Origin of the sequence: Saccharothrix sp. 6-C (assembly GCF_016695385.1) — a bacterium.
GTDB classification, from domain to species: domain Bacteria; phylum Actinomycetota; class Actinomycetes; order Mycobacteriales; family Pseudonocardiaceae; genus Actinosynnema; species Actinosynnema texasense.
Genome location: NZ_CP064192.1, coordinates 3691740 through 3706307, shown reverse-complemented (window position 1 = coordinate 3706307; position 14568 = coordinate 3691740). Strand labels below are relative to the sequence as shown.

12 protein-coding genes and 1 pseudogene are annotated in these 14568 nt (G+C 72.2%); 7 read left to right on the top strand and 6 right to left on the bottom strand.

Features of this window, described 5'->3' with window-relative positions; all coding sequences use genetic code 11:
• Positions 1-47: 47 nt before the first annotated feature.
• On the bottom strand, positions 48-593 hold the full coding sequence (locus IOD16_RS40985) for an EF-hand domain-containing protein (RefSeq protein WP_201440666.1): 546 nt from the start codon (positions 591-593) through the stop codon (positions 48-50).
• 88 nt (positions 594-681) lie between these two features.
• The gene (locus IOD16_RS15805; protein WP_201440665.1) at positions 682-1155 is read right to left on the bottom strand and encodes an FxsA family protein; all 474 of its coding nucleotides are present in this window, start codon (positions 1153-1155) and stop codon (positions 682-684) included.
• Positions 1156-1263: 108 nt separating this feature from the next.
• Between IOD16_RS15805 and IOD16_RS15800 the strand changes: the two genes are divergently transcribed.
• Entirely contained in the window at positions 1264-2652 is a 1389-nt protein-coding gene (locus tag IOD16_RS15800) for a KamA family radical SAM protein (protein ID WP_201440664.1), read from the top strand.
• A gap of 165 nt (positions 2653-2817) precedes the next feature.
• Here IOD16_RS15800 and IOD16_RS40285 read toward each other — a convergent pair whose 3' ends face one another.
• Positions 2818-3108, bottom strand: coding sequence for a hypothetical protein (locus IOD16_RS40285; RefSeq protein WP_236595014.1), 291 nt, complete (start codon positions 3106-3108; stop codon positions 2818-2820).
• On the opposite strand from IOD16_RS40285, the pseudogene IOD16_RS41500 reads away from it, so the two are divergent.
• Positions 3070-3693, top strand: a pseudogene (locus IOD16_RS41500) (cytochrome P450); the annotation flags it as partial. The gene IOD16_RS40285 and the pseudogene IOD16_RS41500 sit on opposite strands and share 39 nt — an antisense overlap.
• Before the next feature lie 100 nt (positions 3694-3793).
• Positions 3794-4054 carry a cytochrome P450 gene (locus tag IOD16_RS40275; RefSeq protein WP_236595012.1) on the top strand — a complete coding sequence of 87 codons (261 nt, stop codon included), beginning with the start codon at positions 3794-3796 and terminating at the stop codon, positions 4052-4054.
• 55 nt (positions 4055-4109) lie between these two features.
• On the opposite strand, the gene IOD16_RS40270 is transcribed toward IOD16_RS40275, so the two are convergent.
• Both IOD16_RS40270 and IOD16_RS40265 read right to left on the bottom strand, forming a co-directional pair.
• On the bottom strand, positions 4110-4970 hold the full coding sequence (locus tag IOD16_RS40270) for a hypothetical protein (RefSeq protein ID WP_236595011.1): 861 nt from the start codon (positions 4968-4970) through the stop codon (positions 4110-4112).
• A 14-nt stretch (positions 4971-4984) separates the two neighbouring features.
• Positions 4985-5458 (bottom strand): hypothetical protein, encoded by a 474-nt coding sequence (locus IOD16_RS40265; RefSeq protein WP_236595010.1) that lies wholly within the window; start codon positions 5456-5458, stop codon positions 4985-4987.
• A 187-nt stretch (positions 5459-5645) separates the two neighbouring features.
• Between IOD16_RS40265 and IOD16_RS15785 the strand changes: the two genes are divergently transcribed.
• The 3 genes from IOD16_RS15785 (at position 5646) to IOD16_RS15775 (ending at position 8569) form a co-directional block, all read left to right on the top strand.
• Positions 5646-6491: a carbohydrate kinase family protein gene (locus tag IOD16_RS15785; RefSeq protein ID WP_201440663.1), complete on the top strand. Its 846-nt coding sequence runs from the start codon at positions 5646-5648 to the stop codon at positions 6489-6491.
• A gap of 75 nt (positions 6492-6566) precedes the next feature.
• Positions 6567-7607: a LacI family DNA-binding transcriptional regulator gene (locus tag IOD16_RS15780; protein ID WP_123741454.1), complete on the top strand. Its 1041-nt coding sequence runs from the start codon at positions 6567-6569 to the stop codon at positions 7605-7607.
• A gap of 26 nt (positions 7608-7633) precedes the next feature.
• A complete protein-coding gene (locus IOD16_RS15775; protein ID WP_201440662.1) occupies positions 7634-8569 on the top strand; it encodes a winged helix DNA-binding domain-containing protein in 936 nt (311 codons plus the stop codon).
• 460 nt (positions 8570-9029) lie between these two features.
• Here the strand turns inward: IOD16_RS15775 and IOD16_RS15770 are convergent, their stop codons facing one another.
• Complete coding sequence (locus IOD16_RS15770) at positions 9030-12029, bottom strand: carbohydrate binding domain-containing protein (protein ID WP_201440661.1); 3000 nt, start codon at positions 12027-12029, stop codon at positions 9030-9032.
• Between the two features lie 194 nt (positions 12030-12223).
• Here IOD16_RS15770 and IOD16_RS15765 point away from each other — a divergent pair, with 194 nt between their 5' ends.
• Positions 12224-14539, top strand: a complete 2316-nt coding sequence (locus IOD16_RS15765) for a helix-turn-helix transcriptional regulator (protein WP_170184922.1) — start codon at positions 12224-12226, stop codon at positions 14537-14539.
• Positions 14540-14568: the final 29 nt, after the last annotated feature.

Genomic DNA, 14568 nt, shown 5'->3' with positions numbered 1-14568 from the left:
GTCTCACATACCCAAGCCACCCCCCGACGACACCCCCGACCGACCCCTCAGCCCCCGCTCAACATCCGCGCGCCCTTCACCGACGCGTCCTCCGCCGTGAAGAACCCCCGCACGTGCGTCTGGAACTCCACCCGATCCACCCGACCATCCCCGTCCACGTCCATCCCCGCGAACGCGATCGCCGCCACCTGCGGATCCGTCACCCCCGACCCCCGGTAGATCCCCGCGAACCCACTCCCGTCCAACGCACCGTCACCATCACGATCCGCCACCTCGAAGTTCCGACCCGACACCACCAACCACTTCTCCACCAACTCCGCCGCCGACAACCGCCCCGACTCGTGCGCCTCCCGGAACTCACCCCGGCTCACCACACCGTCCCCGTCCAGGTCCGCACCCGCCACGTACGCCCACACCTCCCGGTACGCCGCCACCAAGTTCCGCACCTGCGGCGCCTCCACCCCCAACCCGAACTCCCGACCCACACCCCGGGCCGCCGCCGAGAAGTCCTCCCAGCCGATCACCCCGTCACCGTCCACGTCGAACACCGCGAAAGCCCGGTCGACGTTGTCCACCCGCAGATCGCCCGACATGACCACACCTCTCCCTGGAAACGAACCAGGGCGAAGCCTAGGAACCACCCCACCGGCCCGGCAGCGCGAAACCACCCGCCACACCCGATCAGGTCAACTCCGGCCGATCCGACGACGACTCCGGCCGCACCTCCACCACATCACCGTCCACCACCACACCACCCGCCATCGGGTGCTGCCCGTACCGCACGTTCAACACCATCGCCCGCTCGCGCTCCTCCGCCCGCCGCGCCATCCGCCGACTCAACACCCGCCGCGCCGGCGGGAACAACAACACCAACCCCACCACGTCGCTCACGAACCCCGGCAAGATGATCAAGAACGCCGCCGCCGCGATCAACACCCCGTCCGCGACCTCCTGGTGCGGCGCCCGACGCGTCCGCACCGCCTCCGAGAACGCCGCCACCGCCCGCGCGCCCTCACGACGCAGCAACACCGAACCCACCACCCCGCCCAGCAGCAACAGACCCAGGGTCGGCAGCAGACCCCACGCCCCGTACGCCGCCACCAGGGCGGTCACCTCCACCGCAAACCCGACCAGCAGTACCGCGAACACACGCATACCCATCCCAACGCACAACCACCCCGAAACGCTCCCCGCCGTAATATTTACGGCGAACAGGTCATCTGGCAGCATATCTTCACGCCACTCGACCCAGAGGGAGCATGGATGACTGCGCTGCACGAGGTCACGCCCACGCAGCACAGGGCTGACCTCCAGCCCTACACCTACGTGCGCCAAGAGCTGGTCGAACCCGACTGGCGCCGCTTCCCCGGCTGGCGCGACACCACCGACGCCCAATGGCGCGACGCCCAGTGGCAACGCGCCAACTGCGTCAAGAACCCCAAACAGCTGCGCACCCTCATGGGCGACCTGCTCACCGACCGGTTCTACGACGAACTGGCCGCCGACCAGCAGCGATCCGCCACCATGTCCATGCTCGTGCCACCCCAGATGCTCAACACCATGGCACCCGACGCCCCACTCGACCCCGAGGCGTTCACCGAAGCCTTCTTCGCCGACCCGATCCGCCGCTACATGATCCCGGTCCACTCCGACCGCGACCCCGACTGGCCCAGCCACCCCCACTCCGCCCGCGACTCCCTCCACGAAGCCGAGATGTGGGTCGTCGAAGGCCTCACCCACCGCTACCCCACCAAGGTCCTCGCCGAACTCGTCTCCACCTGCCCCCAGTACTGCGGCCACTGCACCCGCATGGACCTGGTCGGCAACTCCACACCCCAGGTCCAGAAGCACAAGCTCGCGCTCAAACCGGTCGACCGCCAGGACCAGATGATCGACTACCTCAAGCGCACACCCGGCGTCCGCGACGTCGTCGTCTCCGGCGGCGACGTCGCCAACGTCCCCTGGCCCCAGCTCGAGTCGTTCCTCATGCGACTGCTCGACATCGACACCGTCCGCGACGTCCGCCTCGCCACCAAGGCCCTCGCCGGACTGCCCCAGCACTGGCTCCAGCCCAAGGTCGTCGAAGGCCTCGAACGCGTCGCCCGCACCGCCGGCCGCCGCGGCGTCAACCTCGCCATCCACACCCACGTCAACCACGTGCAGTCCGTGACGCCGCTCGTCGCCGAAGCCGCCCGCACCGCCCTCGAAGTCGGCGTCCGCGACGTCCGCAACCAGGGCGTGCTCATGAAGGGCGTCAACGCCACCCCGGAAGACCTGCTCGACCTCTGCTTCGCGCTCCAGGGCGAGGCGAACATCCTGCCGTACTACTTCTACATGTGCGACATGATCCCCAACGCCGAGCACTGGCGCGTCGCCGTCTGGGAAGCGCAGGAGCTCCAGCACGCGATCATGGGCTACCTGCCCGGCTACGCCACGCCGCGCATCGTCTGCGACGTCCCGTACGTCGGCAAGAGGTGGGTCCACCAGCTCCACGAGTACGACCGCGAGCTCGGCATCTCGTACTGGACCAAGAACTACCGCACCGGCATCGAGCTCGAGGACCCCGAAGCCCTCGACCGCCGCTACCCGTACTACGACCCGATCTCCACCCTGCCCGCGACCGGCCGCCGCTGGTGGGCCGACCAGGCCTGACCGGTCTTTGCTCTCCTTGCTGTTTTTGGTGGGTGCTGTCAGCGTGCCTGACGGTTGGTGGATTACATTCAGTCAACACTGAAGTTATTGAGAAGATAAAGGCATCCCGGTCGGCGCAGGTGGTCGCCGACCGGGCGGCGGGACCAGACTGCCGTCATGAGCGACTCAGCCGTTGCCGTCCGGTCCTACGACCTGTTCACGCCCGAAGCGCTGGCCGACCCGGTGCCGCTGCTGCACCGCATCCGCGCCGAGAGCCCGGTCAGCCACCTCCCCCAGCTCGACGCCTACCTGCTCACCCGGCACGCCGACATCGTCGCCGCGCTCAAGGACCGCCGCCTCTCCCCCGCCAACACGGCCCAGGGCCTGTCCACGTTCAGCCAGGCCGAGCAGGACGAGCTGCTCCCCCTGCGCAAGTCCATGCACCTGTGGATGGGCCACACCGCCGAAGCCGACCACGTGCGGTTCCAGCAGCTGCTCAAGCGCTACTTCACCCCCGCCACCGTCAACGGCTTACGGCCCAGGATCCGCGAGCTCACCACCGAACTGCTCGACGCGGTGGCGGAACGCGGCCGGATGGACGTCGTCGCCGACCTCGCGTACCCGCTGCCCGCCAACGTGATCGCCGAGATGCTGGGCATGCCCACCTCCGACCGCGAACAGCTGCAGGCCTGGTCGCGCGACATCGTGGCGATCTTCCAGCTCGCCGGCTTCGACCGGCTGCGGCAGTCCCAGCGCAGCGTGCTGGAGATGGAGGAGTACGTCCGCGGCCTCGTCCGGCAACGCCGGGCCGAGCCCCGCGAGGACCTCGTCAGCATGTTCGTCGGCGCCGAGCGCGAGGGCCTGGTCACCGAGGACGAGATCGTCGCCAACTGCGTGCTGCTGCTGTTCGCGGGCCACGAGACGACCGCGGGGCTCATCGCCAACGGCCTCGTGCTGCTGCTGGAGCACCCCGACGAGCTCGCCCGGCTCCAGGCCGACCCCGACCTCACCCCCGCCGCCGTGGAGGAGATGCTGCGCTGCGACGGACCGGCGGCCCTGATCGTCCGCGAGAGCACCGCGCCCGTCGAGGTCGGCGGCCACGACCTGCCCGCGGGCACGCGCTGGCCACGACCTGCCCGCGGGCACGCGCTTCTACCTGGCGATGACCGCCGGCAACCGCGACCCCGAGGTGTTCGCCGACCCGGACCGGTTCGACATCACCCGCAGGCCCAACCGGCACACCGCGTTCGGGCTCGGCGCGTTCTACTGCCTGGGCGCGGCCCTGGCCCGGACCGAGGCCGACGAGTGCTTCCGCGCCCTGCTCGACCGCTTCCCCGACCTCCGCCCGGCGTACGACGTGCTCGACCGCTCCCCCGTCCCGCCGCTCGGGCACCGGCTGGACTCGCTGGCCGTCGAGTTCTGACGCAGGTGGCGGTCCCGTGCCCGACCGGTGATCGCGGTCGGGCACGGGACGCGGACTACCTCGCCGGCACCGACGCGGCGCGTGCCGCACGGGTGAGGTCTTCCACCCCGAGGTCCCGGCCGACGGCCGCCTCGCCGCGCCGGGCCCGGGCGACCGGGACGTTGACGCAGCCGGGCACGTGGGCCGCGGAGTCGCAGTTGTCCGGCCGGTTGCCGGTCACCACGGTCCCGCTGACCAGCGTGACGTGCGCGTCCAGGGTGTCGATGCCACCGCCGGAACCCGGCCAGGGCGCCACCCCCGCGCCGGCCTCACCCGCAGCGTTGGCGCTGACCCAACTGCGGTCGAGGGTGAGGGACTCGCGGTACACGGCGACCCCGCCGCCGCTGCCGCCGAAGCCCGCCCAACCGGCGTAGCCGCCGGGCCCGGCGGCGCCGGCGTCACCACCCCGGCCCGCCCGGTTGGCCGTGATCTTGACGCCGGTGACGGAAGGGCTCAGCGACTGGCCCACCCGGCCACCCACGTCCACACCGCCGCCGGCGCCGCCCGAGCCGCCCTCTCCTCCCCCGCCGCCGTCGACGCCACCGGAACCTCCCACGCCACCGTCGGCGGCGACGTTCCCGGTGACGACGCCGCCGCTGATGCGCAGCGCGGTGCCGCCGATGGTGTGCACGCCACCGCCGAAACCGCCCGAGCCGCCACGACCGCCAGTCCCCGCGCCGAGGCCGTCACCGCCCCGCCCACCGGGACCGCTGACGTTGCCGGTGATCGTGCTGCCGGTGATGGTGACCGGCACCGACGTCGAGCTGTAGGAGGAGATGGCGCCGCCGGAACCGCCGAGCCCGCCGCGACCGGCGGCCGCGGTGCCGGTGGCGTCCGCTCCGGGGGCGCCCGCGCCGGCGGCGTTGCCGCTCAGCACGCTGTCGCTGATGCTCAGCGGACCCCAGTTCTCGATGGCCCCGCCGGAGCCACCCGGGTTCCCCGACCCGGGTTCCCCGACCCGGAGGAGTCGGCGCCGACCGCGTCCTGCGCGTGACCGCCGGTGAGCGTGACGTGGTCGAGGCTCAGGTCGCCCCAGTTGGTGATGAGCCGGAACTGCGGTGCGTCCGCGGCCCGGGCGATGGTGGCGCCGTTGCCGTGGACGGTGAGCTTCCCGGCGATGGCCGGCAGCCCTTCCCTGCCCGCCGGAACGGCGGGCGCGGTGAGCGTGTAGACGCAGTTCGGCGTCAGCGACAGGACGTCCGGAACGCTCGACGCGTTGGCCGCGGCCACTGCCTCGACCAGCGCGGACGCGTCACAGGGCACGTCGACGTCGGCGGCGGTGGCCGGTGGTGCGATCAGGGCGAGTGCGCCCGCGGTGGCGACGGGAACGAGCGAACGTCTCAGTAAGTCGTTGCTTCGGGACATGGAGCGACCTCTCTCGGCGTGCTCGGTCGTGGTTCGAGTCGATCATGTTTCCGGATGGCGCGCGCACGTGAGGGATGTTCGTCATTTTCGGTCAACACTGAAGCTATAGAGACAAACATGACAGAACTTGCAGTCCGATCCTCCTCGCCGTTGGCCGTGCTGTTGATCACCCCTCACACTGGCGCGCATGCACAAGCCGAAGGTGTTCGTCGCGGGTCCGGTGTCGTGGAACCGGCTGGTCAGGCTCGACCGGTTGCCCCCGGCGCGGCCGCACACCGCGTTCGCCACCGGCCACGGCACGGCGGTCGGCGGCACGTCGGCCGGCAAGGCGTTGAACCTCGCCTCCCTCGGCGCGGACGTCACGCTGCGGACCGTCGTCGGCGACGACGAGGCCGGGCGGGCGGTCCTCGACGCGCTCGACCGGGCCGGGGTGCGGGTGATCGCCGAGGTGGTCGACACCGCCACCGAGCAGCACCTGAACCTGATGGACCCGCACGGCGGGCGGGTGTCGATCTACCTCGAACTCCCCCGGCTGCACCGGGCCGAGCACGACGAACGCGCGCTGGCCGCGCTGGCGACGGCCGACGTGGCCGTCATCGACCTCGCCGACCACGCCCGTCCCCTGCTGGGCGCCGCCCGGGCGGCGGGCGTGCCGGTGTGGTGCGACCTGCACGACTACGACGGCGTCGCCGAGTTCCACCGAGACTTCCTCGACGCCGCCGACCGCGTGTTCCTCAACGACGACGCCTTCACCGACCGCGACGCGCTGCCGGGGTTCCTCCGGTCGCTCGACAAGCCCGCGGTCGCCACGCTCGGCGCCGAGGGCGCGGTGGCCGTGGTGGACGGCGTCGTCCACCACGTGGCCGCCGTGCCGATCGAGGAGGTCGTGGACGCCAACGGCGCCGGCGACGCGTTCTTCTCCGGCTTCCTGGTCGCCCACCTCGCGGGCGCCGACCTAGCCGGGTCGATGGCCGCCGGAGCCCGCCAGGCCGCCCTCTGCCTCGGTTCAGCGGGGTTGGCTCCCGAACTGTGACGGTCAAGGACTTGCTGAAAGCCTTTGCAAGGACTTTCCTCGTGGGCGCGTGCCGCCTCGGAGGAAGGAACCCACATGGACGGCGTGACCGCCCGGCTCAGCGACATCGCCGCGCAGGCCGGGGTCAGCGAGGCGACCGTCAGCCGGGTCTTCAACGGCAAGTCCGGCGTGTCCACGGCCACCCGCCAGGCCGTGGTGGCCGCCATGGACCTGCTCGGCTACGAACGACCACCGCGCCTGCGGCAGCGCAGCGCCGGGCTCATCGGGCTGATCACGCCCGAGCTGGGCAACCCGATCTTCCCCGCCCTCGCCCAGGTCGTGGAACAGGTGCTGACCAGCGCGGGCTACACGCCGCTGCTGTGCACGCAGACGCCGGGCGGGTCGACCGAGGACCAGCTGACCGAGATGCTGGTGGACCGGGGCGTGGCCGGGATCGTGTTCGTCTCCGGCCTGCACGCCGACTCCACCGCCGACATGGGCCGCTACACCAAGCTGGCCGGGCGCGGCATCCCGTTCGTCATGATCAACGGCTACACGGAGAAGATCTCCGCGCCGTTCATGTCCACCGACGACCGCGCGGCCATGCGCCTGGCGGTGTCGCACCTGGTGGAGCTGGGGCACGAGCGCATCGGCCTGGCCGTCGGGCCGCGCCGCTTCGTGCCGGTGCTGCGCAAGATCGAGGGTTTCGTGCAGCACATGCGCACCGCGCTCCCCTACACCGCCGAGCAGGCCGAGGCGCTGGTGCAGCACTCGCTGTTCACCGTCGAGGGCGGGCAGTCCGCGGCGACGGCGCTGCTGGACAAGGGGTGCACGGCGATCGTGTGCGGCAGCGACCTGATGGCGTTCGGCGCGATCCGGGCGGCGCGGCAGCGCGGGCTGAGCGTCCCCCAGGACGTGTCCGTGGTCGGGTTCGACGACTCGCCCCTGATCGTGTTCGCGGACCCGCCGCTGACCACGTTGCGCCAACCCGTCGAGGCGATGGGCCAGGCCGCGGTCAACGCGTTGCTGGAGGAGATCGGCGGCACGCGGGGCCATGCTCTTCTGGGCACGCACGCCGAGTTCGTCTTCCTGCCCGAGCTCGTGGTGCGCGGCTCGACGGGCGCGGGGCCCAGGTGAGGGCCGGTCGGGCGAGGGCGCTGCGCATGCGGGCGCAACGCCTGACGACCCCTGCCCGCTCGCTGCCCGAACTGCTGCGCGACGTGCTCGCCGTGCAGGCGCAGGACACCGCGGCCGCGGGTCTCGCGGTGCGGGCCCGCACCACCGGCGTCACGCCCGCCGACCTGCGCGCCGCGCTCGCCGCCGGCGACGTCGTGCGGACGTGCGCGATGCGCGGCGCGGTGCACCTGCTGCGCCGGGAGGACGTCGGCTGGCTGGTGGGGCTGCTCGGCCCGGTGAACGCGGCCCGCTCCCGGCGACGGCGGCTGGAGCTCGGCCTGACCGACGACGTGTGCGCGCGGGCGCTGGACGCCCTGCGGGAGGTGCTGACCGAACCGCTGACCAGGCCGCAGGTCGTCGCCCGGCTCGCCGACGTCGGCGTGGTCCTCGACCCGGCCTCCCCCGCCCCCGCCTACCTGCTGGCCCACGCCGCCAACAAGGGCTTGGTCGGCGCGGGCGAGTCGACCTACCGGCTGCTCCCCCGCGCCGAGGACGACGAGCCGCGCGGCGTCGCCGAGCTGGTCCGCCGCTACCTGCGCGCCTACGGCCCCGCGACGGTCGAGGACTTCACCGCGTGGAGCGGCCTGCCCGAGGCCGAGGTGGGCGCCGCGTTCCCGTTCGACGAGCTGGTGCGGGGCGGGCACGGCTGGCAGCTGCCCGCCACCGACGCCGCCGACCTCGACGGCACGGTCCGCCTGCTCGGCCCGTTCGACACGTTCCTGCTCGGCTACTCCGACCGGACCCTGCTGCTCGACCCCCTGCACGCGCCCCTGGTGCGGACCGTGGGACCGCACGTCGTCGTGGACGGGCAGGTGCGCGGCACGTGGCGGCGCCGTGACGGCCGGGTCGTGGTGGAGCAGTTCGGCCACATCCCGGTGTCGGAGCTGGACGTCGAGGTGGAGTCGGTGCTGGCCTGGGCCTGACCCGCGCCGCGCGCTCCCCCGGGCCTCGTGGTCGGGCGGGAGGACCGGACCCGGCGGCGCGGGGCCCGGGAGCGGTGCGCGACGTGGCCGCGCCGGCGCGCGACCGCGCTCGTCGCCCGCTCGGCGGGCCGGCCCAGGACGAGCGCGAGCACCCCGGACCCGACGGTCAGCACCAGCACCGCCGACCAGGCGACGACGTCGTTCTTCCACTCGGTGGCGAGGTTGGTCGCGACGCCCGTGGCGGCCGGGACGCCCGACGCCGCGAACGCCTGCACCCGCCGGCGTCGTTCCTCTCTCGACGTGCCCATGGCCGACCTCCCCGGCGGGTCGACACCACCGCCTGTCGCGATGCCTCGTGCCCTTGAGATCGCTCCTGGGACGGCGCGCGTGTCACGACGTCACCCGAAGGTGTGGACCCGGCGGGCGGGCGGTGGGAGAGGGCACGCCCGCCCGCCGGAGGTCACTTCAGGTACGGGCCCTCCGCGCCGACCTTGCCCGGCGCCGGGTTGCCCGGCAGGTCCAGGACGTAGACGCGGGCGTTGCCCTTGCCGCCGGGGTTCGCGGTCAGCGAGCCCGTGGTGACCGTCCTCGTGTCACCGGTGACGGCGTCGCGGTACGTGCCGTTGGGCACGCCGGTGAACGTCGCCGAACCGGAGATCGCGACCAGCGCGAAGCTGTCCACCGACCCCGACGTGTAGCGGCGCTTGAACGCCATCCCGCCGGACACGCCGTCCGTCGAGTACTGCCCCTTCTGCAGCGCCGGCACCGCGCGGCGGATCCGGTTGAGCCGCTGCACGTGCTTGACCAGCGGCTTCTGCAACGTGGTCGCGACCTGCCCGGACGCGGAGGACACCACGCCGTAGTCCGACGCGGTCACCTGCCCGGCGAGGTGGTCGCCGTAGTACGCCCGACCGGTCGTCGCCAGCGGGCAGGTGGGGCCGCAGTCGATCGGCTTGCCCGCCTGGAACTCGACCTCCGAGCCGTAGTAGAGCGTCGGGATGCCCCGGAACGTCCACATCAGGCTCATGTTCTCCGCCCACGCGTCCGTGCCGCCCGCGTAGCGCACGCTGGACTTGTTCGGCCCGAAGTCGTGCGAGTCCACGTACGTCACGTTGTAGGTGGCGTCGTTGGTGGAGTCGTCGGAGTCCTTCGCGTTCCAGAACGCGTTGTTCGCGTCGCCGAAGTTCATGTGCATGCGCATGTCGATGATGTCCATGCCGGAGGACTTCGAGTGGTCCGGCGCGTGGTAGGCGTTGCCGTCGAGGAACGCGTTGCGGCTCGTCGGCTGCCCGCCGGTGCCCTGGCCCTGCTCGTACTCGTACTGCTCCAGGGCGGCGGTGGCGTCGTCGGCGCTGTACTCGCGGCGTTCCTTCCAGGTGAAGAACTGCGCCGAGTGGTTGACCGAGCCGCGGTTCCACTTGTCGTTGACGAACGCCGCGACCTCGCCGAAGACGAAGAAGTCGCGGCCCTTGTCCCCGAACTTCGCGGTGGCGTGCTGCTGGATCGCGGGCAGGAACCGGCGGTTCCAGGTCACCCGGGGGATGTGCACGGCGGTGTCGACCCGGAACCCGTCCACGCCCATGTCGATGAACCGGTTGTAGGCGTCGACCAGGTACTTCTGCACGATCGGGTTCTCGGTGTCGAAATCGGCCAGGTCCTCGTGCAGCCAGCAGGACCGGGAGTCCTCGCCCTCCCAGTTGCCGATCCAGCAGCGGTGGTAGAGCTGGGCGGGGAACATGCCCGAGGTGGGGCTGGGCCACTGGCAGCCGTAGATCCGGTAGCCCTCGGGGCTGGTGTGCCGGGTCGGCTCGCCCCAGTCGACGCAGGTGTTCCCGGTGGGCTCCGTGGACGACCACAGGTCGCCGTTGTAGTAGGACTTGCCGGTGGTCGGGTCGATGGTCAGGCCGTCGTACTCGAAGCCCTGCACCGGCTGGTCGTAGTACCAGGACCACTGGTCGTCGCGGACGCCGAACACCTTCGCCTGGAACAGGCCCTTCGCGCCCCAGCGCGAGCTGTGGTTGTAGACCACGTCCTGGTAGATCTTCAGGCCCTTCGCGTGCGCTTCGTGGATCAGGTCCTGGTAGGTGGCGCCGGGTGTCTCCAGGCGCGGGTCGACGCGGTAGAAGTCCCAGCCGTGGTAGCCGTGGAAGTCGTAGTCCGAGCGGTTGAGCACGACCGGGGTGATCCAGACGGCGGAGAAGCCGAGGCCCTTGATGTAGTCGAGCTTGTCGACCAGGCCCTGGAAGTCGCCGCGGAACATCGGGTCGCCGCCGGCCGCGTTGCCGGAGCGCACGTGCTGGCTGCCGCCCCGGTTGTTGGCCGGCACGCCGTCGTTGAAGCGGGCGGTCATCACGAAGTAGATCGAGTCCTCGCGCGGGTCGCCGCCCAACGGCGTGCCGCCCGGTGGGGCGGGCGGCACGTCGCCCGTGGTCACCGCGACGGAAGCGGTGGACGCGGACTTGTTGCCCGCCGCGTCGTAGGCCTTGAGCGCGTAGGTGTAGGTCGTGTTCGCGGTGAGCGGGCCGTCGGCGAAGCCCACCGAGCCGGTGTTGCGCACCACCGTGCCCAGCGCGCCGCCCGTGCGGGTGACCTCGTAGCCGGCCACCGCGACGTTGTCGGTGGACGCCGTCCACGTCAGCGAGACGGTGAGCGCGGACGCCGTGGCCCGCAGACCGGCGGGGACGCTCGGCGCGACGGTGTCCTGCGGGGCAGGGGGTCCGCAGGGATCGGTCGCGTCCGGCGTGACCACGCCGTCCTTCACGGTGCTGCGCCCCGTCCGCAACGCGTAGTCGGCGCCGTTGTTGTTGTCCCACTGGCCGGAGCCGTTGTTGAACGCGGCCCTGAGACCGGCGGCCTGGCCGAGGTCGATCGAGGCGCGCGCCCAGTCCGGGCACACCTGCTCCATCGCCACGCCCGGCACGGCGGTCCACGTGCCGCCGGTCGGCTGGTAGTGGATCCGGGTCGCGGTCCAGTTCCTGGTCTTGGTGGAGTAGTAGACCTCCGCGTTGGCCGTGGGACCGGGGTCGGGCTCCGGATCGGGGCCGGACCCGCACGGGTTCCCGACGCCGACCACGCCGGCGGCGACCGTGACGTCACCGGTGCCCAGGCCGTAGTTCCGCCCGTTGTTGTTGTCCCAGGTGCCCGAGCCGTTGTTGAACACCGCGACCAGGCCGGTGGCGTCGCCCAGCGGCACGGTCCGGCGCACCCAGCCCGCGCACGCCGCCGGTTCCATGCGCTCGCCCGGCACGGCGGTCCACGGGCCGTTGCGCGGCTGGTAGTGCACGTTGGCGACCGGCCAACCCGAAGGCAGGCGGTAGAAGACCGTAGTGCTGTTCACCGCCGCGGCGGTGGCCGTCGTGGTCGTCCGTCCCTCGGCGGAACTGCCCGGCGCGGTCCACACCGCCCCGGTCAGCCCGAGGGTCACGAGGAAGGCGGTCAGTCGTCGCGATCTCGCTCGCATCACTGCTCCCGTCACGCTCCATTGCGCAAGGTAGTGCAATTGTTTGCAGGCTAGCCCCGGCTCAAGAGAGGTGTAAACGGCTTGACGAGCGTGGATGTCGAGCGAGCTCTGCAAGACTTTGCGAAGATGTTCGCCCGTATGTCGCTTCGTCGATCTCACGGGACGCGCGCAGGCCGATGTCGTACGGTGTCCGGATGACCGAGCGGGCAGCGGGAGGCGGTGTCGTGCCGCGGGCGCTGAGTTCGTTCGTCGGCCGCAAGGATCTGCTGGCCGAGCTGCGCCGGCGGATCGGGCTCGCCCCGCTGATCACGCTCACCGGCGTGGGCGGCGGCGGCAAGACCCGGCTGGCGCTGGAACTGGCGGCGCAGGTGCAGCGCGCGTACGACGACGGCGTCCGGGTGATCGAGCTGGCGTCGGCGCGCGGCGGGGACCCGGAGTTGTTGGCCCAGGTGGTGTTGAGCGCCGTCGGCGTGCCCGACCAGGCGACCACGACCCCGCTGGAGACGCTGGTCGACTACCTGCGGCCGCGGCAGGTGCTGCTGGTGCTGGACAACTGCGAGCACCTGGTCGAGCCGGTCGCCCAGCTGGTGCGCGCGGTGCTCGGCGCCGCGCCCGGCGTGCGGGTGCTGGCCACCAGCCGGGCCCGGCTGCGGGTGCCCGGCGAGGTGCTGGTCATGGTGCCGCCGCTGGACGTGCCCGCCGAGGACGCGCCGATGGACCTCGACCACGAGTCCGTGGCGCTGCTGGTGGACCGGGCCGAGGCGAGCATGCCGGGCTGGCGGGTCACGCCGGAGAACTGGCCGCACGTGGTGCGCGTGCTGCGCCGCGTGTCGGGCATCCCGCTGGCCATCGAGCAGGCCGTGGTGCGGATGCGCTCCATGCCGGTGTCGTTGCTGGCCGACCGGCTCGACGACGTGATGCGCGTGCTCACGGCCAACGACACGACCGCGGTCGAGCACCACCAGACCATGGCCGCGCTGATCGACTGGAGCCACGCGCACTGCACGCCCGCCGAACGCCTGCTGTGGGCGCGGCTGTCGGTGTTCGAGGGCGGGTTCAGCCTGACCGCCGCCGAGGCCGTGTGCGCGGGCGACGGGCTGGCCGTCGACGAGGTCGCCGACGCGCTGGCCGGGCTGCTGGACAAGTCGATCGCGCTGCCGTCCGCCGACCGCAGCCGCTACCACCTGCTGGAGCCGTTGCGGCAGCACGGCGCGGCCCGGCTCACGTCCGCCGGCGAGGTCGACGACGTGCGGCAGCGGCACCAGGACTACTTCCGGCGCGAGGCGGCGCGGTTGGCCGAGTCGTTCGCCGGGCACAACGAGGCCGCGCTGCTGGCGGCGGTCGACGCGGACATGGCCAACCACCGCGTGGTGCTCAACGACCTGATCCGCGACCCCGCCACCGCCCACGCCGGCCTGCTGATGAGCGTCGACCTGGCCCGCACCCGCTGGTACACCTACGCCGGTCGATTACCCGAAGAACGGCTGTGGCTGGGACGCGCGCTCGCCGCCACGCCGCCGGACCCGCTCTCCTCGGCGCCGGACCCGTTGCGGGCCAGCGCCATCGCCCTCGACGCGTGGATCGCGCTGTGCCTCGGCGTGGAGCGGGAGCTCGTCGCGCGACGGGTGGACGAGGCCGACGCCATGGCCCGCGAGGTGGGCGGGCCGGTGCCCGCGGTGACGTTCGTGCGCGGCGCGTACGCCGTGCTGGCGTTGGGCGCGGTCGACGGTGTCGAGCTGCTGCGGCAGGCCCACGAGGAGTTCGGCGCGCTCGGTCCCGCGTTCGCGGTGGACCACCACCTCGCGCACATCATGCTGACCGTGTCGCTGGTGCTGCTCGGTTCCCGTGAGCAGGCCGAGACCGCGGCCGAGGAGTTCCACGCCGAGTGCGAGCGGCTCGGCGCGCTGTGGGGCATCAGCTGGGCGCACTGGTGCCGCGGTGTGGTGCAGACGCGGTGGGGCGACCCGGTCGGCGCGCTGGACGTGCTGATGGAAGGCCTGCGGGTGCAGCGGGAGATCCGCGACAAGTGGGGTCCGCTGTGGTCGATCGAGGCGTTGGGGTGGGCGCACTCGCGGGCCGGCGACGGTTCCGCCGCCGCCCGGATGCTGGGGCTGGCGCACGGGCTGCACCGGGTGACCGGCGTCCGGGTCGACGGCCTGGTGCCGTTCGCCTGGGTCACCGCGCAGGCCGTGGCGCGGGCCAAGGCGGTGCTCGGCGAGGACGAGTACGCGCGGGCGTACGCGGGGCCGGCGGAGTCGGTGGAGCAGGCGCTGGCCGTCGTTCTCGACGAGGTGCCGACAGCGGAACCGGACCGCCGGCCGGGCGGCCTGACACCGGCCGAGTGGAACGTGGCCAAGCTGGTCGGCGACGGGCTGTCCAACCCGGAGGTCGCCACCAGGCTGGTGATCTCCCCCGCGACCGTGCACACGCACCTGACCCGGATCTACCGCAAGCTCGAGATCAGCAGCCGCCACCAGCTGATCTCGCTGCTGGCGAGCATGGCCGACTAGTGCCGCGTCCTCCCACCAGGTGACCGGTC

What these genes read in the sequence shown, in the direction of transcription:
- IOD16_RS40985 (WP_201440666.1), bottom strand. Translation starts at nt 593, where the DNA reads ATGTCGGGCGATCTGCGGGTGGACAACGTCGACCGGGCTTTCGCGGTG.
- IOD16_RS15805 (WP_201440665.1), bottom strand. Translation starts at nt 1,155, where the DNA reads ATGCGTGTGTTCGCGGTACTGCTGGTCGGGTTTGCGGTGGAGGTGACC.
- IOD16_RS15800 (WP_201440664.1), top strand. Translation starts at nt 1,264, where the DNA reads ATGACTGCGCTGCACGAGGTCACGCCCACGCAGCACAGGGCTGACCTC.
- IOD16_RS40275 (WP_236595012.1), top strand. Translation starts at nt 3,794, where the DNA reads ATGACCGCCGGCAACCGCGACCCCGAGGTGTTCGCCGACCCGGACCGG.
- IOD16_RS40265 (WP_236595010.1), bottom strand. Translation starts at nt 5,458, where the DNA reads ATGTCCCGAAGCAACGACTTACTGAGACGTTCGCTCGTTCCCGTCGCC.
- IOD16_RS15785 (WP_201440663.1), top strand. Translation starts at nt 5,646, where the DNA reads ATGCACAAGCCGAAGGTGTTCGTCGCGGGTCCGGTGTCGTGGAACCGG.
- IOD16_RS15780 (WP_123741454.1), top strand. Translation starts at nt 6,567, where the DNA reads ATGGACGGCGTGACCGCCCGGCTCAGCGACATCGCCGCGCAGGCCGGG.
- IOD16_RS15775 (WP_201440662.1), top strand. Translation starts at nt 7,634, where the DNA reads ATGCGGGCGCAACGCCTGACGACCCCTGCCCGCTCGCTGCCCGAACTG.
- IOD16_RS15770 (WP_201440661.1), bottom strand. Translation starts at nt 12,029, where the DNA reads ATGCGAGCGAGATCGCGACGACTGACCGCCTTCCTCGTGACCCTCGGG.
- IOD16_RS15765 (WP_170184922.1), top strand. Translation starts at nt 12,224, where the DNA reads ATGACCGAGCGGGCAGCGGGAGGCGGTGTCGTGCCGCGGGCGCTGAGT.